The organism is Rhodoferax sp. OV413, from assembly GCF_900104385.1.
Lineage (GTDB): Bacteria > Pseudomonadota > Gammaproteobacteria > Burkholderiales > Burkholderiaceae_C > Rhodoferax_B.
Map to the genome: position 1 here is coordinate 809,314 of NZ_FNJA01000002.1, position 21,493 is coordinate 830,806.

Below are 21,493 nucleotides of genomic sequence, written 5' to 3' on the forward strand. Positions count from 1 at the left end.
TAAACAGCGCAATTGGATGAAAGGCGCATGACCCCCACCGTCATCCTCCTGGTGCTCTGCGCCGCGCTCTGCCATGCGAGCTGGAACGCCATGCTGAAAAGCACTGCCAGTACCGACCGCAAGGCGGTGCTGACGCTGATGATGGTGGGTGCCGGCCTGGGCGGGCTGCCGCTGGCCGTATTGCGGCCGTTCCCGCTGCCGGCCAGTTGGGTCTATGTGGCGCTGGGCGTGGCGCTGCATGTGGGCTACAACGTGTTTCTGGTGCGGGCCTACAAGGTCGGTGACTTCGGCCAGTCCTACCCGATCGCGCGCGGTTCCTCGCCCATGCTGGTGTCCATCGGCGCGGCGCTGTTTGTGGGCGAGAACATGGGGCTGTGGGTCTGGCTGGGCGTGGTGTTGATTTCGGTGGGCATCTTCAGCCTGGCGGAGTTGCGCCGGGGCATGCCGCTGGCCGGTCCGCTGACGGCGGTGACCACCGGCGCCTTCATTGCTGCCTACACCGTGGTCGATGGGCTGGGGGCGCGGGCGGCGGGTGATGCGCTGGCCTATGCGGGCTGGCTGTTTGTGCTGGACAGCCTAGCGATGCTGCTGTTGTACTGGTACCAGCACCGTGCCTGGCCGCGCAACTTGGGGGCGCGCGCCATTTGGACCGGTCTGGGCGGCGGGGTGATGTCGCTGGCGTCCTACGGCATCGTCATCTGGGCCGTGGCCCGTGCGCCCATGGGTACGGTGTCGGCGCTGCGCGAAACCTCGGTGCTGTTTGCCGCGCTGATCGGCGCGCTGTTCCTGGGCGAGCCGCTGACCTTGCGGCGTGGCCTGGCCTGCGTGCTGATCGCCGCCGGGGCGATGGTACTGGGCTTCTACCACTGAGATCGTTTTGCTATCTAAAATATAGCTTCTAGCGCAGTTACTACCTGCGCTAGCAGCCTGTTGTCTATAAATTTTTACGCGGCCACCGGCAACTGGCTAGACGCCTTGATCTCGCGCAGCGCCAGGCTGGAATGGATCAGGCTGATGCCGGGGATGGTACGTAGCACGTTCTCGATAAAGTCGCTGTAGGCGTCCAAATCCTGTGCGACGACCTGCAGCAGGTAGTCGGTCTGGCCCGTGACCTTATGGCATGACAGCACCTGAGGATGCAGCTGCACCACGTCTTCGAAGCGTTTCACTGAGCTATCGGTGGCTACGCCGAAGCTCAGTTGAACAAAGGCCAATACGTCCAAGCCCAGTTTGCGCCGATCCAGGTTGGCCTGGTAGCCTTTGATGAAACCTTCTTCTTCCAGTCGTTTCAGGCGACGCCAGCAGGGGGTGACGCTGAGCGAAACTTGCTCCGCCAGCTGCGGGTGGGACAGGGTGCCGTCTTGCTGCAGCAGCCGAAGGAGAGTTCTATCCGTATCGTCTAAGGCGGATAATTGGTTTTTCTTTCCCATTTTTATAGATATTTAAGTCTATTCAATTCGAATTATGCGCCAGAGCGCAAGGATAAAGCACAGTCCATCCAGCCTGCTGGCGAGATACTTTGGGCTTCACTACGAAGGAGCTTTGGATGATTTCAAAATTTGGTGCAAACACCGCGCTGTTGCTGATCGATGTGCAAAAAGGCGTGAACGACTTGCTGCATTGGGGCGGTCCCACGGGGCGACGCAATAACCCGGATGCCGAGGTGCAGATGCAGACCCTGCTGAGCGCCTGGCGCGCACGTCGGCTGCCGGTTATCTTTACCCAGCACGATTCGCGGCAGACGGTGTCGCCGTTGAAGATCAGCCTGCCGGGTGGCGCTTTTCTGCCGGGGTTGGAGCCGCTGGCGGGAGAGTTGGTGGTTTGGAAGGATGTGAACAGCGCCTTCATCGGCACGGTTCTGGAGCTGGAATTGCGCCGGCGGGGCATCACGCGGCTGGTGGTGGTCGGATTCTTCACCAACTTCTGCGTGGAGACCACGGTGCGCATGGCGGGCAATATGGGCTACGACACCTATCTTGTGCCCGACGGCTGTTCCACCTCCAACCGCATCGGACCAGACGGGGTCGACCACGATCCCGAGCGGGTTCACGACCTAGCGGTGGCCAGCATGCACGGCGAGTTCTGCACCGCGCTGACGCCCCAGCAGGTACTGGCGTTGCTGGAAGGCGATTTGGCCACGGCGCAGCGCATGCAGCGAAACGAGTAAAGAGTCCATCCATTCCCAACCGAGGCTCCCCATGATCACTGTCTACAACCACCAGCACGCCCTGCACCAAGGGCAGTTTGAAATGTTCCGCGGCCAGCTTGTTCCTTGCTTCGAGGTGCCGGCGCGGGCCGACTATGTGCTGCAGGAACTGCAGGCCCGCAGCTTTGGCGAGATCCAGGCGCCGCAGGACTGCGGCCTGGCGCCCATACAGCGCATCCACAGCGGCCGCTACCTGGACTTTCTGGCCAGCGCTTGGAGCGAATGGGTGGCGCTGGACCCAGAAAATGCAGCGCGCGATGCCTTGCCTTCGGTGTGGCCGGTGCGCAGCTTTCGGTCCGATGTGCTGCCGGCCAATTTCTCGGCGCGCATGGGACTGTTCTCTTACGACGCCGGCACACCGCTCACGTCTGGCACCTGGGCCGCGGCCTATGCGGGCGCCTGCTGTGCGGTGACGGCGGCGCAGCTGGTCAGCGCGGGGCAGCGCTCGGCGTTTGCGCTGACCCGGCCGCCGGGCCACCATGCCGGGGCTGATTTCTTTGGCGGCTACTGCTTTCTGAACAATGCCGCGATTGCCGCGCAGACTTTGCGCGATGCGGGGGCTGAGCGGGTGGCGGTGCTGGACATCGACTACCACCATGGCAACGGCACGCAATCGATTTTTTACGAGCGCAGCGACGTGTTTTTCGCCAGCGTGCATGGCGACCCGCACACCGAATACCCGTTCTACCTGGGCTATGCCGACGAGACCGGGGCCGGTGCGGGGCTCGGCCACAACCTGAACCTGCCGCTGCCGCGCGGTACCGACTTTGCGCGCTGGCGGGATGCGCTCGCACTGGCCCTGCAGCGCATCGCCCAGAGCGGCGCGCAGGCGCTGGTGGTGTCGCTGGGGCTGGACACCTTCGAGGGCGATCCGATCTCGGGCTTCACCCTGCGCAGCGAAGACTATCTGCGCGTTGGTGAAGACCTGGCCGCCGCCGGCTTGCCCACGGTGTTTGTGTTCGAGGGCGGCTATGCGGTGGAAGAGGTGGGCGTCAACGCTGTGAATGTGCTGGCCGGCTTTGCCCAGCACAGCGCCTGATGTGCGACTGCGCTTGCTCCTGATTGCATAGCGGCTGGCGCAGGTGCTATCTGCGCTGCAGCCTCATTTTTTATATAAGCCGGCGCGGGGCCTGCCTGGCGCCCGCGCGCAGCGCAGAGTACGAAAATTCAGATACTTTAAGGTGGGTGATAAGGGTTTTTACTAGAGTTCCTCTGCAAGAAAGTACAACAACTAGCTTTTTCGGTATCGCTGTTTGCAAGAGCTGTCTCTACGATTGCGGCACCGACCAAGTGCATTGAATGCGCTAGCGGAATACGTCAAAAACCATCAGGAGACACTCCATGAAACTGAAAATCTGCGCCGCTGTTGTCACCGCGATGCTCGGATCTGCAAGCGCATTTGCTGCGACCGAATTGGTCATCGCCACCGTGAACAACGGCCACATGATCACCATGCAAAAGCTGACCAAGCACTTCGAGTCCGCCAACCCCGACATTAAGGTCAAGTGGGTCACGCTGGAAGAAGGCGTGCTGCGCCAACGCGTCACCACCGACATCGCCACCAAGGGCGGCCAGTTCGACGTGATGACCATCGGCCTGTACGAAGCACCGATCTGGTCCAAAAAGGGCTGGCTCGCGCCCATCACCACCGATGCCGCCTATGACGTGGACGACATGCTGCCGGCCATCCGCAACGGCCTGACCCTGGACGGCAAGCTGTACGCAGCGCCGTTCTACGGCGAAAGCTCGATGACCATGTACCGCGCCGACCTGGTGAAGGCCGCTGGCCTGACCATGCCTGCCAACCCCACCTGGACCGAGATGGCCAACATCGTGTCCAAGATCCACGATCCTGCCAAGGGCGTGTACGGCCTGTGCCTGCGCGGCAAGCCGGGCTGGGGCGACAACATGGCCTTCCTGTCCACCATGGTCAACACCTACGGCGGCCAGTGGTTCGACATGTCCTGGAAGCCGCAAATCGACAGCAAGCCCTGGCATGACGCGATCAACCAGTACGTGGACCTGATGAAGAAGTACGGCCCTCCCGGCGCTTCGGCCAACAGCTTCAACGAAAACCTGGCCTTGATGAACGAAGGCAAGTGCGGCGTGTGGATCGATGCGACGATTGCCGCGTCCTTCGTCAGCGATCCCAAGCAGTCGAAGGTGGCAGACAAGATGGCCTTCACCCAGGCGCCTGTGGCCGTGACCCCCAAGGGTTCGAACTGGCTGTGGTCGTGGAACCTGGCCGTGCCAGCGTCTTCCAAGAAGCCGGCCGAAGCACAGAAGTTCATCGCCTGGGCGACCTCCAAGGAGTACGTGAACCTGGTCGCAAAGGAAGAGGGCTGGAATGCCGTGCCTACCGGCACCCGCAAATCCACCTATGCGAACCCCGAGTTCCAGAAAGTGGCTAAGTTCGCCACCGAAGAGCTGAAGGCCATCAACAGCGCCAACCCCAACGACAGCACCTTGCCCAAGTCGCCGTATGTGGGTGTGCAGTACGCTGCGATTCCTGAGTTCCAGGCCATCGGTATTGCCGTAGGCCAGCAAATGAGCGCTGCGCTGTCGGGCAAGGTCACGGTGGATGCGGCTCTGAAGACTTCGCAAACCGCTGCGGAACGCGAAATGACCAAGGGCGGCTACTTCAAGAAGTAAGTCGGCCAGGCCACCGGGCGTGATGCCCGGTGGTTGCCATTTGCCGGCTTGCGCTGTGTACGCCTGGCGGGGCTGCAGCAGGACCTGGTCCGCTGCAGCGCCGTTCCGCTGGACCGCGGGCAACCGAAAAATGGGCTCCCCCATCCGCCTCCACGCCAGGGCCGATGCTGCGGGCCCGCTACCGAAAGCTACACCATGAGCCGATTTCTCCCCCGTGCCTTGATGGCACCCTCGATCGTCACCTTGTTTCTGTGGATGATCGTTCCGCTGGTGATGACGCTGTATTTCTCCGTCATCCATTACAACCTGATGCAGCCTGGCGAGACCGGCTTCGTCGGACTGGAAAACTTCCATTACTTCATCACCGACCCCGACTTCTGGCCGTCGGTGATGCACACCTTGCAGCTCCTGGGCTCGGTGGTCGTGATCACCGTGGTGCTGGGCGTGGGCCTGGCGCTGCTGGTCAACGAGCCGTTTCCCGGCCAGGGCATCGTGCGCGTGCTGCTGATCTCGCCGTTCTTCGTGATGCCCACGGTGAATGCGCTGCTGTGGAAGCACATGATGATGAACCCGATCTACGGGGTGCTCGCCCATGTGTGGCAGTTCTTCGGCCTCACGCCGATCGACTGGATGACCGACTTTCCACTGCTGTCGGTAATCATCATGCTGTCCTGGCAATGGCTGCCGTTTGCTTGCCTGATCTTCATTACCTCGCTGCAGTCGCTGGACCGTGAGCAGATGGATGCCGCCGGCATGGACGGCGCCACCAAATTTGACAAGTTCTATTACCTGGTGCTGCCCCACATGGGCCGCTCTATCGCCGTGGTGGTGATGATCGAAATGATCTTCCTGCTCAGCGTGTTTGCCGAAATCTTCACCACCACCGGTGGTGGCCCGGGCAACGACAGCACCAACCTGGCCTTTCTGATCTTCAAGCAGGCGCTGATGAATTTTGACGTGGGCGTGGCCTCGGCCGGCGCCTTGTTCGCGGTGATCCTGGCCAACATCGCCTCGGTGTTCCTGGTCCGGCTGGTTGGCAAGAACCTGGACTGAACCGGAGCAATACCATGATGAAAAAAACACCTTTCCCTATCGTCCGCACGGTGTGCGCCTGGGGCGTTGCGCTGTTCCTGTTCTTCCCGCTGTTCTGGCTGACCATTACCGCGTTCAAGACCGAGGGCCAGGCGATTGCCGCCGAGCTGTTCTTCTCGCCCACGCTGGCCAGCTTTGCCGAAGTACAGGTGCGCAGCGACTACCTGCTGTTTGCCAAGAACTCGCTGATCACCAGCCTGTTGTCCACCGTTCTGGGCATCTTGATCGCGGTGCCGGCGGCCTATTCGATGGCCTTCTTCCCGACCAAGAGGACCCGCGACATCCTGCTGTGGATGCTGTCCACCAAGATGATGCCGGCCGTGGGCGCACTGGTGCCGGTGTATGTGATGGCGCAGACCGTGGGCATGCTGGATTCGCTGATCGCCTTGATCATCGTGTTCACCTTGTCGAACCTGCCGATCATGGTCTGGATGCTGTTCAGCGCCTTCAAGGAAGTGCCCAAGGACATCCTGGAAGCCGTGCGCCTGGACGGCGCCTCGGTGTGGGAAGAGTTTCGCTGGGTGATCCTGCCGCTGACCATGGGCGGTATCGCGTCCACCGGCCTGCTGTGCCTGGTGCTGTCGTGGAACGAGGCCTTCTGGGCCTTGAACCTGACCTCGGCCAACGCTGGCACGCTGGCTTCGCTGATCGCCTCGTACTCCAGCCCCGAAGGCCTGTTCTGGGCCAAGCTGTCGGCGGCCTCGCTGATGGCCATCGCGCCCATCATCGTTTTTGGCTGGTTTAGCCAGAAGCAACTCGTCCAGGGTCTCACCTTTGGCGCCGTGAAGTAACTGTTTCACCGTCCGGGGCTTCTGCCCCGGACTGCACCCCCATTCAAGGATTCCATCATGTCATTTCTACAACTCCGCGGTGTTGAAAAATTCTTTGGCGAGCACCGCGCCATCAAGGGCGTCAACCTCGACATCCAGAAGAACGAGTTCATCGTTTTTGTCGGCCCCTCGGGCTGCGGCAAGTCGACCCTGCTGCGCATGATTGCCGGCCTGGAAAGCATAGACGGCGGTTCGCTGCACGTCGATGGCAAGGACATCACCCACCTGCCGTCCAGCCAGCGCGAGCTGGCCATGGTGTTCCAGAGCTACGCCCTGTACCCGCACATGACGGTGTTCGACAACATGTCGTTCGCCCTCAAGCTGGCCAAGGTGCCGGTGGACGAGATCAAGCAAAAGGTAGAGCGCGCCGCCGAAACGCTGAACCTCACGCCCTACCTGAAGCGCACGCCCAAAGAGCTGTCGGGCGGCCAGCGCCAGCGCGTCGCCATCGGCCGCGCCATCGTGCGGGCGCCAAAGATCTTCTTGTTCGACGAACCGCTGTCGAACCTGGACGCCGCACTGCGTGGCCAGACCCGTGTGGAGATCCACAAGCTGCACCGCGCATTGGGCGTGACCACCATCTACGTGACCCACGACCAGGTCGAGGCCATGACCCTGGCCGACCGCGTGGTGGTGCTGCGCGATGGCGCGATCGAGCAGGTGGGCGCACCGCTGGAGCTGTACGACAAGCCGGCCAACCAGTTCGTCGCCCAGTTCATTGGCATGCCGTCGATGAACATCGTCAAGGCGGCCCAGTTGTCGCAGTTCGGCACCCTGGCCGGCCAGGCGGCGGGCCGGGTGCCGGCCGATGGCCTGATCGGCGTGCGCCCCGAAGGCGTGCGTGTGCTGCCGGTGGGCAATGCCGGCGTACCGGGCAAGGTCGAGCTGATCGAGGCCCTGGGGGCAGACACCCTGATCCACGTGGACGTGATGGGCACTTCGATGATTTCGCGCCAGGCCGAGCGCACCCATTTGCGCATCGGCGACCCGGTGGCATTGGAGTTTGACCTCGACACCCTGCATTGCTTCGACCATGCGGGCCGCACGGTTTCATTGGCTTAACTCTTCTGCGGATTCCCTAACATGGCTACTACTTCCAACCACCTTGTGATGTTGCATCTGGGCATGGGTTCGTTCCACCGCGCGCACCAGGCCTGGTACATGCACCGCCTGCGGCTGCAACAGGCCGCGGGCGGCGACCAGTGGTCGCTGGCCGGCGGCAATACCCGCCCCGACATGCCCGAGACCATGGCAGCCTTGGCGGCCCAAGGCGGCGCCTATACGCTGGAGACCGTGACCCCGGCGGATGAGCGCCACTACGAGCGCATCGAATCGATCCGCCGCATCATCCCTTACGAGCCCAGCCTGGCCGGCTTGATCGCAGTGGGCGCCGATGCGAATACCCGCATCATCTCGTTCACCGTCACCGAGGCTGGCTACTACCTGGACGCGCAGGACCAGCTGGACCTCAGCGTGGCCGATCTGGCCGCCGACCTGGAGCGCGCCAAGCAGGGCCAGCCCGGCAGCACCATCTATGCCGCGCTGACCGCCATCCTGCGGACCCGCATGGCCGGAGGTGGTGGCAAGCTCACGCTCCTCAATTGCGACAACCTGCGCCACAACGGCGACCGGGTGCGCAAGGGCTTGCTGTCCTTCATCCAACTGGCCGGCGACACGGCCTTGCACGCCTGGGTGCAGGCCCATACCACCTGCCCGAACGCCATGGTCGACCGCATCACGCCCCGCCCCGCGCCCGAGCTGCGCGCCCGCGTGCTGGCGGCCACCGGCTGGGACGACGCAGCGCCCATCATGGGCGAATCTTTCATCCAGTGGGTGATTGAAGACAATTTCTGCAATGGCCGGCCCGACTGGGAAAAGGTGGGTGTGCAGATGGTCGAGTCGGTGGCACCTTTCGAAGAAGCCAAGATCCGCCTGCTCAACGCTACCCACAGCTGCATTGCCTGGGCCGGCACCCTGGTCGGCTACCAGTACATCCACGAAGGCACGCTGGACCCGCGCATCCGCAAGATGGCGTTCGACTACGTCACCAATGACGTGATGCCCTGCCTGGACACGCCCGAACACCCGTGCCCGCTGGACCTGGCCGCCTACCGCGACGTGGTGCTGGACCGCTTTGGCAATGCCGCGATCCTGGACACCAACCAGCGCGTGGCCGCCGATGGCTTCTCCAAGATTCCGGGCTTCATCGCCCCGACGGTGCGCGAATGCCTGGCACGCGGCACCAGCATCGATTCGGTGGCTGTGCTGCCGGCCTTGTTCCTGGCCTTCTTGCAGCGTTGGCACCGGGGCGAGCTGGCCTATGTGTACCAGGACCAGGCCATGGACCCGGCGGTCGCCCACGCCATCTGCGATGCGGCCGATCCGGTGCTGGCGCTGGCCGGCAATGTCAGCTTCTGGGCCGAGCTGGCCGGCGATCCGCGCCTGGTCGCCGCGCTGCAGAAAGCCACCATCCAAGTTAACCAATTCACCAAGGACGAAAAATGAGCACCCCCCAACGCCTGGCTGGACAACATGCTTTGCTGACCGGCACCGCCGGCGGCATTGGCCTGGCCGCGACCACCGCTTTCTTGCGCGAAGGCGCGCATTGCACCGCCGTTGATCTGGCGGCCACGCCATCCGCCGAGCTGCAAGCCTTGCTGGCGCAGTATCCCAGCCATTTTCAATACCTGAGTGCCGACGTGTCGCGCCAGGACAGCATCGCTGCCATGGTGGCCGCCGCCCGGGAGAAGTTTGGCACTATCACGACGCTGCTGAACAACGCCGCCGTGTTCAGCCTGGGCGACATTCTGGAGATCACCGAGAAGCAATATGAGGTGATCTTCAACGTCAACGTCAAAGGCATGTTCTTCGTGATGCAGGCCGTGCTCAAGCAGATGGTGGCCGATGGTTGCAAGGGCAGTGTCACCAACCTGGCATCGCAAGCTGGGCGCCGCGGCGAGGCCCTGGTGGCCCACTACTGCGCCAGCAAGGCCGCCGTCATCAGCTACACCCAGTCAGCTGCGCTGGCCATGGCGCCGCACGGCATCCGCGTCAACGGCATCTCGCCGGGCGTGATCGATACGCCCATGTGGAAGGACGTGGACGCGCAGTTCGCCAAGGCCGAAGGCCTGCAGATCGGCGAGAAGAAAAAGGCCGTGGGCCTGGCCGTGCCGCTGGGCTACATGGGCGCACCCGAAGACGTGGCCCGGGCCGCGGTTTTCCTTGCCAGCCCCGAGGCTTCTTACATTACCGCCCAGACGCTCAACGTGGACGGTGGTAATGTGATGAGCTAAGTACAAAGGAGATAAGCATGGTCAGCCTGCGCCAACGCGCCCGCGAACCGGAGCTGGAGCATGACATGGGGCGCGACCCAACCCTGGGTTACGAGCCGCATGAAAGCCACAGCAGCCTGCGCTATCTGGAGCACGGTATTCCCACGCCGCTGGTGCGCTGGCACCAGCACGAGGAATGCGAGCTGCACCTGATCGTGCAAACCCGGGGCAAGCTGTTCGTGGGCGACTACATCGGGCATTTCGAGCCCGGTAACCTGGTGCTGACAGGGCCGCGCCTGCCGCACAACTGGATTTCCGGCGACAACCCCGACGAGGTGGTCCACCTGCGCGACATGGTGCTGCAGTTCTCGGAAGCCCCGCTGCGCCAGGTCGGCAGCGAGGTGGGCGAACTGCAAGCCGTGCTACCCCTGCTGGAACGGGCCCGCCACGGCATCGAATTCTTCGACATGAGCGAGATGGCACGCGATGCGCTGGTTCGCATCAAGCACAGCCATGGCCTGGCCCGGTTTGGCGAGTTTCTGATGCTGCTCGACAAGCTGGCGCAATGCACCGACTACCGCTTGCTGTCCACCGTGCAGATGCAGAGCTATGACGACGACGCCTCGCTGGCGCAGGTCAGCGGCATCGTCAGCTTCCTGACCGACCACAGCGCCGAGCAGTTCACCATGGCCGAGGTATCGGCGCGCTTCAACATGACCGAAAGCCAGTTCTCGCGCTATTTCCGGCGTGCCACTGGCAACACCTTTACCGACTTCATGAACCGCCTGCGCATCAACCGCGCCTGCCAGCTGCTGATGGAAACCGACCGCTACATCAACAATGTCTGCTACGACGTGGGCTTCAACAACGTGGCCAATTTCAACCGGCGCTTCATGCAGATTAAAGGCATGACGCCCAAGGACTTCCGCCGCCAGGCCGAAGCACGCTTTGGCAGTAAAAACCCCTAGTGCTATATAAAACATAGCTGCTTGCGCAGGAGGAATATGCGGTAGAGTTAGTTTGTCTTTAAAACTAATGCACTTGTGCCCAGCCTTACGCACTCCCTGCACTCCCCGCACTCTCTATACAAAAGGCCATGCCATGTACCTTGGACTCGATTTAGGCACCTCTGAACTCAAAGCCCTGCTGCTCGCGGACGACCACCGCGTGGTGGCGGTGGCGCATGCACAGCTCACCGTGCAGCAACCCCAGCCGCTGTGGTCCGAGCAAGACCCTTACAGCTGGTGGCGGGCGCTGGAGTCGGTCATGGACCAACTGGCCAACGGCCACCGCGCCGCCTTGTCGGCGGTGCGCGCCATCGGTTTGTCGGGCCAGATGCATGGCGCGGTGTTGCTGGATGCGCAAGACAAGGTGCTGCGTCCGGCGATTCTGTGGAACGACGGCCGCAGCGGCGCCGCCTGCGTGGCCTTGACCGAGGCCGTGCCCGAGGTTGCCCAGATCACCGGCAACCTGGCCATGCCGGGCTTTACCGCGCCCAAGCTGTGGTGGCTGCGCGAGCACGAGCCCGACATCTTCAACCGCACCGCCCGCGTGCTGTTGCCCAAGGACTATCTGCGCCTGCTGCTGACCGGCGAGGCGGTGACCGACTGCTCCGACGCCTCCGGCACCCTGTGGCTGGACGTGGGCGCACGCCGCTGGTCGGCACCGCTGCTGGCGGCGTGCGGCCTGGACGAGTCGCACATGCCGCGCGTGGTCGAGGGCAGCGCCGTCTCGGCCGGCCTGTCGGCCGCCATCGCCGCCCGCTGGGGCCTGCGCGCTGGTCTGCCGGTAGCCGGTGGCGGTGGCGACAACGCGGCCAGCGCCGTCGGCATGGGCGTGGTGGCGCCGGGCCAGGGCTTTGTGTCGCTGGGTACCTCGGGCGTGGTGTTCTTGGCTACCGACAGCTTCCGCCCGAACCCGGCCCAGGCCGTGCATGCCTTCTGCCACGCGCTGCCGCAGCGCTGGCACCAAATGTCGGTGATGCTGTCGGCCGCCAGCGCCGTGAGCTGGGCCACCAAGCTGCTCAAGTTCGAGAATGAGGCCGCACTGCTGGCCGCCGCCGCCCAGCTGTCGCCCAGCGCCCGGGCCCAGGCGCCGCTGTTTTTGCCCTATCTGTCGGGCGAGCGTTCGCCGCACAACAACCCGAACGCGCAAGGCGTGCTGTTCGGCCTGACCCACAGCCACGACGCGGCGGCCATGGCTTACGCCGTGGTCGAGGGCGTGAATTTCGGCCTGTGCGACGGCTGGCGCACCCTGGCCACCGACCAGCCCATCGGTGCGCTGTCGGTGGTGGGCGGCGGCGCCCGCAGCGCCTGGTGGTCGCAAGAGCTGGCCAACACCCTGGGCGTGCCCCTGGTGACGCAAGAGGGCGGTGCCACCGGCGGCGCATTGGGCGCGGCACGGCTGGCCTGGCTGGCCGATGGCGGCGCGGAGGCCGAGGTCTGCCTGAGCCCGCCCGTGGCCCAGCGTTTCGAGCCGGCCACACCCGTGGCCATCGAGCAAGCGCGCTACCAACGGTTCCGCGCGCTGTACCAAACCCTGCGCAATAGCTTTTCCGTCTAAGAGGATTTCAAGCCTTTTAGGCCTGTAGCGTAGGTAATACCTGCGCGAGCTGCTATCTTTATTGCTATTGCGGGTGCATCGGCGCGCAGCTTGCGCGCTTGTCATCAAAACATGTAGCTTGATCGGCTACCTTCCCGGCCAACCGCTGTTGGTTGTGAAGAGCAATGCATGAAAAATTTCAAGATATCCACCCGTCTGCTGATACTTGTGGGTGTTTTATCGGCCCTGTTGGTGGCCGTGGGTTCCATCGGCCTGCTGGGTATCGCCCAGGCCAATGCCGTCGTCGAGTCGATGTACAAGCAAAGAATGCAGTCCATCGCCTCCGTGGGGGCTTACCAGTTCCTCAGCATGCGGGCGCGGCAAGTCATTTCCGACACCTTGATCGACCCCTCGCCCCTGGTCGTGGCCAAGAACATCAAGGACATCGATGCCATCACCGCGGCATCGCAAAAGGCCTGGGACGGCTTGCTGGCCGTTCCCCTGTCGGCCGAGGGCGCGAGCCGCGTCCAGGCACTCGAAGCCAAGCGGCAGAAATTCCAGCAAGAGGGTTTGAAGCCCGTCATGGCCGCCCTGCGCGATGACGACTTCCTGCCCGCCCAGGTGCTGGTGCTGGGCAAGTTCAGCGCCCTGTTCAACCCCATCAGCGACGACATCCAGGCCTTGATTCAGCTGATGGAGGGTGAAGCGCGCAGCGACTTCGAAGCGGCTGTGCTGCGCTACCAGGCGATCCGAAATGCCTGCTTGGCGGCTATCGGTTTTGGTGTGCTGTTTGCGCTGCTGTTTGGCCTGGCGCTGGTGCGCGGCATCACCCGTCCGCTGCTGCACGCAGGCGCGGTCGCCAACGCCGTGGCGCGCGGCGATCTGAGCCAGCAGATCGACACCCGCGGCCAGGACGAAGTCGCTGTGATGATGCAGGCACTGGCTGCCATGCAGGCCAGCCTGTCCCGGGTGGTGGTCAGCGTGCGCCAGGGCTCGGAGAACGTCTCCAGCGCCAGCTCTGAAATGTCGCAGGGCAACTACGACCTCAGCGAGCGCACCGAACGCCAGGCCAGCACCCTGCAGCAAACCGCTGCGTCCATGGAGCAGCTGGGCGCTACGGTACGGCAAAACGCCGACCATGCGGCCCAGGCCAACCAGCTGGCGATTCAGGCCAGCAGCGTGGCCGCACAAGGCGGTGCCGTGGTGGCCGAAGCCGTGGCCACCATGCAAGGCATCAACCACAGCACCAAGCAGATCTCCGAGATCATCGGCGTGATTGACAGCATCGCCTTCCAGACCAATATCCTGGCCCTGAATGCCGCCGTAGAGGCGGCCCGCGCGGGCGAACAAGGGCGCGGTTTTGCGGTGGTGGCCAGTGAAGTCCGCAGCCTGGCCGGGCGCAGTGCCGAAGCCGCCAAACAGATCAAACAGCTGATCCAGGCCAGCGTGGCGCGCATGGAGCAAGGCAGCCTGCTGGTCGGCAAAGCCGGCACCACCATGACCGAAGTGGTGCGCTCCATCCGCAGCGTGACCGACATCGTGGGCGAGATCAGCGCCGCCAGCAGCGAGCAAAGCACGGGGGTGTCCCAGGTCGGCCAGGCCGTCACCCAGATCGACCAGGCAACCCAGCAAAACGCCGCTTTGGTAGAGCAAATGGCCGCCGCCGCCAGCAGCATGAAAACCCAGGCGCAAGACCTGGTGGCGGCGGTGGCGGTGTTCTCCTTGCCTACGCGAGTGGCGCTAGCCTAGGCCGAGAACGCGAGATCGGCGCGCTAGTTCACGCCGGTTGTGCGGCCCAATGGGCGAACATGTCGGCATACGCCGACTCCACTGCGCGCGCAAAACCCGGTTCGTCCATCAAGACGCTGGTTTGCATTTGCTGGCGCAATGTGGCGCGCAACTGCGCCAACGCCGGCAGGTCGGACGCCAGGGCGACGACTTTCTCCACGTAGTCGACCTCTGTTTGGGCAATCCATTCGGAGTGGCCCAGGCCGTGCAGTATGGCGCTGCCCATCCGGCCAACGCTAGGGCGGCCTTCCAGCGTCACATAGGGCAGCCCCATGTAAAGGGTTTCAAACAGGGTCGTGCCGGAGTTGTGTGGAAAACAGTCCAGGCCGATATCGATGCCGCGCAGCACGTCCCAGGGAGGGCTATGGAAGCCGATCTGTAAACGCTCTGCAGCAATGCCCTGGGCCGTGAATGTGGCAAGGGTCTCTTCTTGCATCTTCGGGTCTTCAAAAGATCGGCTGTCGATGACCAGGCGCGCCGTAGGCAGGCGCTGCAGTATCTGCGTCCATACGCGAATCGTTCGGTGGTTGATGCGAATCGCCCGCGTGAGTGTGCCTAGGGTGATGTAGCCGCGCTCCAACGCCGGCAGGGCATTCACCTCGCCCATGGCGGCACTGGCACGGTAGGCTACATAGCAACCGGGTAACCGCCAGGGCGCTTCGGAGAAAAGCGGCTCGGAGCCGGCGGGAGCGCTTGTGGCATCGGTAAGGTAGTAGTCCACGGCCTGCAAACCCGTGGTGTAGCCATAACCCATCCAGCTCACGGACACGGGGGCGGGTTTGCGGGCAAACACGGCCAGGCGGTTGCCAACCGTGTGTCCGGCGGCATCGACAAGAATGTCGATGCCATCGGCGCGGATGCGTTCGGCCAGCGCAGCATCGGACATCCCTTGTGTTGGCACCCAATGATCGACGTACTGCTTGTAGCGTTGCGTGACCGCATCCTCTTTGGCCAGTTCGGCATAGGCATATAGCTCTACCACTTGGCGGTTGTGTTGTGACAGCAGGGGTTCGAGGAAGAAGCTTGCCGCGTGGTTTTTGAAGTCCGGGGAAACGTAGCCGACTTTCAGTCTTCGATCCGTGCGGCGCACATTGCTGTGCGCTGCCCAAGTGGGCTTCAGTGGTGCGCCCACGCTACGCTCGTATGCGCGGTAGCTTTCGAATATTTCTTCCGCGCCCAGGTCTGGGTGGTAGTTCAGCGCGAAGAGCAGATTCGAGTAAGCGCTGTGCAATGACGAGGGCGGGCTTTTGGGGTCTGTTGTTGCGTGGCGAAGGTGATGGATGGCATCTTCCAGCTTTCCCTGCAGCAACAAGATGCCACCCAGGTTGCTGTGGAATACCGCAGATGTGGCGTCGATGGCGACAGCCGCGCGCAACGCATTTGCCGCATCGTGCAACTCGCCCTGTGAGGCAAGCGCGTTGCCCAGGTTGTTCAGTGCATCGGCATTGCGGGGCGCCAGCTCCAGGGCCTTACGGCTATGCTGGGCTGCAAGGCTGTAGTTTTCTGTCTGTAGATGGATGTAGCCGAGTATGCGGTGGGCATCTACCGAGTTTGGTGCGATAGCCAACGCCTCCTGGCAGCTGCGGAGGGCCTGGGCATGCTGGCCGAGTTGTAGCAAGACGGTTGCCCGGCCGGTGAGGTGCGCGGCATCGCGAGGGTTGAGCCGCAAGGCATGCTCATACTGCTCCCATGCCTGCTGCCAATTGTGCTGGGCTTGAAAGACTGCGGCCAAGTTGCCGTGGGCCTCAATTAACTGCGGATTCAGGCGCAGAGCCGCTGCGTATTGCACCGCTGCCTCGGTCCATTCCTGGGCCTGGGTATGCAGGTTGCCCCGAAGGAAGTGGAATACGGCGTTGTTCGGGAAGCGCTGCATGCCGCCAGCAAGGGTGCTGACTGCCTTGTCCCACGCTCCGGTCTTGGACAGGGCCTGGCATAGCTCTGCGTACAAGGGTTCAAATGTGGGCTGCAGTGCGAGTGCCGCCTCCCAGTGGCGGATGGCCTGCTCTGGTTGTTCCAGGCTTGCACAGACCTGGCCTGACAGGTACGCGGCGTCAAAATTTTCGGGTTGCAACTGTAGCGCCTGTGCCAGAGACGCTTGGGCCGCGACCAGGTCTCCGGACTGCTGCAGTGCATACCCCAGGCTGGTGTGGGCATCGGCCGAATGGGGGTCTAGCGCCGCTGCTTGCCGGTAGCAGGCCAGAGCCGCCGCCAGGTTGCCCTGGTCCAAAAAACGGTTACCCCGGCGCCGCTGGTCGGCACTGGTTTCTGGGGGGGCTACAGCTGGTGCTGGAAGTGGGGCTGCTGGGACAGGGCTGGAGCCAGCCGAAAAAAGTTTCTTGAGCCAGGAATTCATGGAGGCCAACGGTTGGATCTTGGAAATCTTAGAGACGCTTGACCAGCCACTCGGTCAGCTCTTCCACATACGTGCTTTCATAGCCCGCATCTTTCAGCGTCCATTTGAAGTTGTTGGCCAGCTTGGCGCGGGTGTAGAGGTTCAGCGTGTGGCTGACCTGGAACTGGCGCGTGCGCAGTGCGATCTGGTCCAGAGCCCGCTGGGTTTTGATGGCAAATTTCTTGTCAGTGCGAGGCGTGCCCAGGGGGATTTTCTCTATGAAAATCTGCGCCAACTCGGCCCCAAACCGGTTGGCTTCTTTCGCGTTAAACCAAGAAAATAGCATGTGAATCCCAGCATGGTCGACAGTGCCCGGGATTGTAGGGCGCCGATGGCCGGCATCCGTCGGCCTAGCCCAGGGTTTCAGGCTTTTAAGGCCTGTAGCGCAATCTCTCTCAGCGTGAGTAGCTATTTTTTATATAGCATTTGGCAACCTAGGCCTCCTTGCGCAGAGGCTGGGTGTTGTCGGCGACCAGCCGGGGGCGCGCCGGCTCGGTGCTGGGGCGGCGGCTGGTATTTGCGCTGCTGGAGCCGCTGGCCGACAGGCGGAACACCCGCACGCTTTCCGACACCGCTTCAGACTGGCCGTGCAGCGCATTGGCGGCGGCGGCAATTTGTTCGACCATGGCGGCGTTTTGCTGGGTGATGCTGTCCATCTGCGTGATGGCGTTGTTGACCTGGGCAATGCCGTCCAGTTGCTCGCGCGAGGCGGCGCTGATTTCCGTCACCAGCGCGGTGACCTGGCTGACCGCTTTCAGTGCATCGGTCATGGTGATCTGGGCGGCATCGGCCAGGCGGCTGCCGGTTTCCACGGTGGAGGTGGATTCGGCGATCAGGCTCTTGACCTCGCGGGCGGCCGCGGCGGTGCGCTGAGACAGTGCGCGGACTTCGCTGGCCACCACCGCAAAGCCACGCCCCTGGTCCCCCGCGCGCGCGGCTTCCACCGCGGCGTTAAGTGCCAGGATATTGGTCTGGAAGGCGATGCTGTCGATCACCTGGATGATTTCGCCAATCCGGTTCGAGGATTCGGTGATCTGGCGCATGGTGCGGGTCACGTCCAGCACCGCATCGCCGCCGCGCCGGGTCACGGTATCGGCCTGGGAGGCGAGCTGGGCCGCCTGGGCGGCAGATTCGGCGCTTTGCCGCACGGTGCCGGTGATCTGCTCCATGGACGCTGCCGTTTGCTGCAGGCTGCTGGCCTGGTCCTCGGTGCGGTTCGACAGGTCGTCGTTGCCGGCGGCGATTTCCTGGGTGGCCACGCTCATGTTGTCGACGCCAGTGCGCGCGTCGCGCACGATGGACTGCAGGTTCACGTTGAGCTGGTTCAAGGCCCCGGACAGTTCGCCCATGGCATCGTTGCCGCTGCCCTTCAGGGTCTGGGTCAGGTCCCCGGCGGCCATGCGGTTGGAGAAGCTGACCAGGTTGTGCAGCGGCGTAATGGACAGGCCGCTCAATACAAAGCCGCCGGCCAGCGCGCAAACCACCGCCGTGGCCAATGCCGCCAGCCAGATGCCGGCCCCCAGGCTGGACACCGCCAGGGCGCCCACGCCGAAGCCAACCAAGCCCAGTATCCCCGCCGTCATGGCCAGCTTGCCCGCCAATCCCAGCGACAAGGCTGTTTTCAGCCGGCCCACCGGGGTGTCGACGCGCAACTGGCCACGGTACAGGCGCAGCACGCGCTGGCCCTGGGCTTTTTCAGCGCGCATCCTGGCGTACAGCGTGGTGGCTGCGTCGATGTCGGCGCGCAGCGGCTCGGTGCGCACGGACATGAAGCCGATGGGCTGTGTGCCCTCCATCAGCGGGGTGACATTGGCCCGCACCCAGTAGTAGCTGCCGTCCTTGCGCCGGTTCTTGACCATAGCCGACCAGGGCCGGCCGCCCTTGATGGTTTCCCACATGTCGCGGAAAGCCTCTTCGGGCATGTCGGGGTGGCGGATCAGGTTGTGCGGCTGGCCTATCAGCTCCTCGCGGGTGAAGCCGCTGACTTCAATGAAGACAGGGTTGCAGTAATTGATGTTGCCGTGCAGGTCGGTGGTGGAGACCAGTGTTTGGCCGGGTGGAAAGCTGTATTCCTGGTTCAGGATGGGCAGGTTGTTGCGCATGCGTGCTCGCTCCAGTGCTGTGTTTGTGGGACAAATACATTTCCAGACTTCGGCAGCCTTGGTACTGCCTGTAAATCAATGTATCTGTAAACAAACATCCGCTGTTGCAATTCCAGTCGGCTCTAGGGTGGCGCATCATCCATTTTGAGTACGCCGCCGCCCGCTGTCCTGGCGCTGGGTCAACCCGCCAGCTTGAACACGCTGACCTGCTGCGACAGCCGCTCGGCCTGGCTCCGCATCGATTCGGCGGCCGAGGCCGCTTCTTCCACCAGGGCGGCGTTTTGCTGCGTCACTCCGTCCATGGCGGTGATGGCGCCGTTGATCTGGTCTATGCCCTGCGACTGGTCCTGGCTGGCCGCGGCGATTTCGCCAATGATGTCGGTCACCCGCTTCACGCTTTGCACCACCTCGGTCATGGTGGTGCCGGCGTCGTTGACCAGGCGGGTGCTGTGCTCTACGTTTTCCACCGACTCGTGGATCAGGGTCTTGATCTCCTTGGCGGCGGCGGCCGAGCGTTGGGCCAGGCTGCGCACCTCGCTGGCCACCACGGCAAAGCCGCGGCCCTGCTCGCCGGCGCGCGCGGCTTCCACCGCCGCGTTCAGGGCCAGGATATTGGTCTGGAAAGCGATGCCGTCGATCACCCCGATGATGTCGACGATCTTGTTCGACGAGGCATTCACCGTGGCCATGGTGCCGACCACCTGGGCCACCACCGCGCCGCCCTTGATGGCCACGGTGGACGCGGTGGCCGCCAGCTGGCTGGCGTGGCGCGCGTTCTCGGCGTTCTGCTTGACGGTGCTGGTCAGGTGCTCCATCGAGGCCGCGGTTTTCTCCAGCGAACTGGCCTGCTGCTCGGTGCGCACCGACAGATCGTTATTGCCCGCGGCGATCTCGCCCGAGGCGGCGGCAATCGAATCGGTGCCGACCCGCACCTCGCCGACGATGTGGGCAATGCTGTCGCGCATGCCCTGGATGGCGTGCAGCAGGCTGCTGTTGTCGCCGGCCTTCAACGCAATCGGCACCGACAGGTCGCCACGGGCCATGTGCTCGGTGATGCTGGCCGCATAGCCGGGCTCGCCGCCCAGCTGGCCGATCAGGCTGCGCGCGATCAGCGTGCCCAGGCCCAGTTGCAAGACCAGCAGCACCAGTGTCGCCAGCCCAAAGGTGATGACCCGGCCGCGGATCGCCGAGTCCACCGTGTCCACATACACTCCCGAGCCAATCACCCAGCCCCAGGGCGCGAAGCCTTTGACGTAGGAGACCTTTTGCACCGGGTTTTCGCTGCCGGGCTTGGGCCACAGGTAGTTCACATAGCCGCTGCCCTCGGCCTTGACGGTGTTGACGAACTCGACGAACAGGCGCTTGCCTGTGGGGTCTTTGTTCTCGCTGAGGTTCTTGCCGTCCAGCTCGGGCTTGATGGGGTGCATCACCATCACCGGCTGCATGTCGTTGATCCAGAAGTATTCGCTGCCGCTGTAGCGCATCACCTTCAGCGCGGCCATGGCCAGCTTCTGCGCCTCGGCGTCGGTGGATTTGCCCTGGGCCACCAGGCCGTGGTAGTTGACCACCAGGCTGTGCGCCACCTCGACGGCCTGGCGCACGCTGTTCTGGCGCTCCTCCATGATCAGGCGCCGTTCGGACACCAGGAACACTGCCGTCAGCAGGATCAGGCCCAGCAGTGCGCTGAAATTCAGCACAGCCAGGCGTTTGGCAATACTCAGAGCGCGGAAACCAGTAGGGGCCATGGGGCAGCTTTCAGAGTAAGCAAAATAAAACAAACGCGTTACAAAGCGTAGCAGTTTTGCGCGGCGCTGGGAGCGGTGAAAACGCGCGGTCGCGCGGCAGAACAGGTAACAGTCATTACTGCATTTGCTATTGAATGCATAGCTGGTTGCGCAATATCCGCCTGCGCTAAATTTGGTTTTTACGTAAAAATACCTGGCCTAAAATGGGCCACATGTCCGATGCCGCCACCGCCGCCCGCCTGCGCTGTACCCGCTGCCTGCGGGCGCAGAGCAGTTGCATTTGCCAGTGGATCAGGCCCACCGTGCACCAGGTCGAGGTGCTGATCCTGCAGCACCCGCTGGAGGTGTACAACGCCAAAGGCAGCGCCCGGCTGCTGCACTTGAGCCTGCCGCACAGCCGTTTGCTGGTCGGCGAGATATTTGCCGAAGCCGATGTGCGGGCCGGCTCCAGCCGCCTGGTTCTGCTCTACCCCGATACCCCGCAGGACGCGGCCGTGGGCCTGCCAGCCGCACCCGCGCTGCCGCCGGACTGGCTGCAAGACCCGGTCCAGCTGTGCCTGGTGGTGCTTGACGGTACCTGGCGCAAAAGCCGCAAGCTGCTGTTCCAGAACCCGCTGCTGCAGCAGCTGCCGCGCCTGGCGCTGCGTGGCATGCCGCCGTCGCAGTACCGCATCCGCAAGGCGCACAAGCCCGACCAGCTGTCCACGTTGGAGGCTAGCTGCGCCGCGCTGGCCCAATTGGAAGGAGGGGAGGGTGAAGCCGCGCGCTACCAGCCCTTGCTGGACGCGTTTGACGGCTTCGTGGACCAGCAGCTGGCCTACCGTTCGGGCTAGATGCTTCTATTTTGATAGCTGCTCGCGCAGGTACTACCTG

18 protein-coding genes are annotated in these 21,493 nt (G+C 63.4%); 13 read left to right on the forward strand and 5 right to left on the reverse strand.

What is annotated here, in order from left to right:
• The first annotated feature begins 27 nt into the window (after positions 1-27).
• Positions 28-870: a DMT family transporter gene (locus BLT66_RS11225; RefSeq protein WP_092757750.1), complete on the forward strand. Its 843-nt coding sequence runs from the start codon at positions 28-30 to the stop codon at positions 868-870.
• A 74-nt stretch (positions 871-944) separates the two neighbouring features.
• Here the strand turns inward: BLT66_RS11225 and BLT66_RS11230 are convergent, their stop codons facing one another.
• On the reverse strand, positions 945-1,430 hold the full coding sequence (locus BLT66_RS11230) for an Lrp/AsnC family transcriptional regulator (protein WP_092757751.1): 486 nt from the start codon (positions 1,428-1,430) through the stop codon (positions 945-947).
• Between the two features lie 116 nt (positions 1,431-1,546).
• Between BLT66_RS11230 and BLT66_RS11235 the strand changes: the two genes are divergently transcribed.
• From BLT66_RS11235 to BLT66_RS27420, 11 genes are all read left to right on the forward strand, one after another.
• Positions 1,547-2,167, forward strand: a complete 621-nt coding sequence (locus BLT66_RS11235; RefSeq protein WP_092757752.1) for a cysteine hydrolase family protein — start codon at positions 1,547-1,549, stop codon at positions 2,165-2,167.
• A 31-nt stretch (positions 2,168-2,198) separates the two neighbouring features.
• Entirely contained in the window at positions 2,199-3,245 is a 1,047-nt protein-coding gene (locus tag BLT66_RS11240; protein ID WP_092757753.1) for a histone deacetylase family protein, read from the forward strand.
• A gap of 302 nt (positions 3,246-3,547) precedes the next feature.
• On the forward strand, positions 3,548-4,858 hold the full coding sequence (locus BLT66_RS11245; protein WP_092757754.1) for an ABC transporter substrate-binding protein: 1,311 nt from the start codon (positions 3,548-3,550) through the stop codon (positions 4,856-4,858).
• A gap of 195 nt (positions 4,859-5,053) precedes the next feature.
• The gene (locus tag BLT66_RS11250) at positions 5,054-5,911 is read left to right on the forward strand and encodes a carbohydrate ABC transporter permease (protein WP_092757755.1); all 858 of its coding nucleotides are present in this window, start codon (positions 5,054-5,056) and stop codon (positions 5,909-5,911) included.
• A gap of 17 nt (positions 5,912-5,928) precedes the next feature.
• Positions 5,929-6,741 carry a carbohydrate ABC transporter permease gene (locus BLT66_RS11255; RefSeq protein ID WP_092757888.1) on the forward strand — a complete coding sequence of 271 codons (813 nt, stop codon included), beginning with the start codon at positions 5,929-5,931 and terminating at the stop codon, positions 6,739-6,741.
• Between the two features lie 57 nt (positions 6,742-6,798).
• Positions 6,799-7,842: an ABC transporter ATP-binding protein gene (locus BLT66_RS11260; protein ID WP_092757756.1), complete on the forward strand. Its 1,044-nt coding sequence runs from the start codon at positions 6,799-6,801 to the stop codon at positions 7,840-7,842.
• Between the two features lie 48 nt (positions 7,843-7,890).
• The gene (dalD, locus tag BLT66_RS11265) at positions 7,891-9,285 is read left to right on the forward strand and encodes a D-arabinitol 4-dehydrogenase (protein ID WP_092757757.1); all 1,395 of its coding nucleotides are present in this window, start codon (positions 7,891-7,893) and stop codon (positions 9,283-9,285) included.
• A complete protein-coding gene (locus BLT66_RS11270) occupies positions 9,282-10,073 on the forward strand; it encodes an L-iditol 2-dehydrogenase (protein WP_092757758.1) in 792 nt (263 codons plus the stop codon). Before dalD ends, BLT66_RS11270 begins: the two co-directional genes overlap by 4 nt.
• A gap of 17 nt (positions 10,074-10,090) precedes the next feature.
• Complete coding sequence (locus tag BLT66_RS11275) at positions 10,091-11,020, forward strand: AraC family transcriptional regulator (protein ID WP_092757759.1); 930 nt, start codon at positions 10,091-10,093, stop codon at positions 11,018-11,020.
• Between the two features lie 133 nt (positions 11,021-11,153).
• Complete coding sequence (gene xylB / locus BLT66_RS11280) at positions 11,154-12,614, forward strand: xylulokinase (protein WP_092757760.1); 1,461 nt, start codon at positions 11,154-11,156, stop codon at positions 12,612-12,614.
• A 168-nt stretch (positions 12,615-12,782) separates the two neighbouring features.
• Entirely contained in the window at positions 12,783-14,342 is a 1,560-nt protein-coding gene (locus tag BLT66_RS27420; protein WP_092757761.1) for a methyl-accepting chemotaxis protein, read from the forward strand.
• A 28-nt stretch (positions 14,343-14,370) separates the two neighbouring features.
• Here BLT66_RS27420 and BLT66_RS11290 read toward each other — a convergent pair whose 3' ends face one another.
• The 4 genes from BLT66_RS11290 to BLT66_RS11305 form a co-directional block, all read right to left on the reverse strand.
• Complete coding sequence (locus tag BLT66_RS11290) at positions 14,371-16,734, reverse strand: tetratricopeptide repeat protein (RefSeq protein ID WP_092757762.1); 2,364 nt, start codon at positions 16,732-16,734, stop codon at positions 14,371-14,373.
• Positions 16,735-16,762: 28 nt separating this feature from the next.
• Positions 16,763-17,059 carry a hypothetical protein gene (locus BLT66_RS11295; protein ID WP_092757763.1) on the reverse strand — a complete coding sequence of 99 codons (297 nt, stop codon included), beginning with the start codon at positions 17,057-17,059 and terminating at the stop codon, positions 16,763-16,765.
• Positions 17,060-17,207: 148 nt separating this feature from the next.
• On the reverse strand, positions 17,208-18,875 hold the full coding sequence (locus BLT66_RS11300; RefSeq protein ID WP_143029194.1) for a methyl-accepting chemotaxis protein: 1,668 nt from the start codon (positions 18,873-18,875) through the stop codon (positions 17,208-17,210).
• A 179-nt stretch (positions 18,876-19,054) separates the two neighbouring features.
• Positions 19,055-20,620 (reverse strand): methyl-accepting chemotaxis protein, encoded by a 1,566-nt coding sequence (locus BLT66_RS11305; protein WP_092757764.1) that lies wholly within the window; start codon positions 20,618-20,620, stop codon positions 19,055-19,057.
• A 212-nt stretch (positions 20,621-20,832) separates the two neighbouring features.
• On the opposite strand from BLT66_RS11305, the gene BLT66_RS11310 reads away from it, so the two are divergent.
• Positions 20,833-21,453: a tRNA-uridine aminocarboxypropyltransferase gene (locus BLT66_RS11310; RefSeq protein ID WP_092757765.1), complete on the forward strand. Its 621-nt coding sequence runs from the start codon at positions 20,833-20,835 to the stop codon at positions 21,451-21,453.
• Positions 21,454-21,493 lie beyond the last annotated feature (40 nt).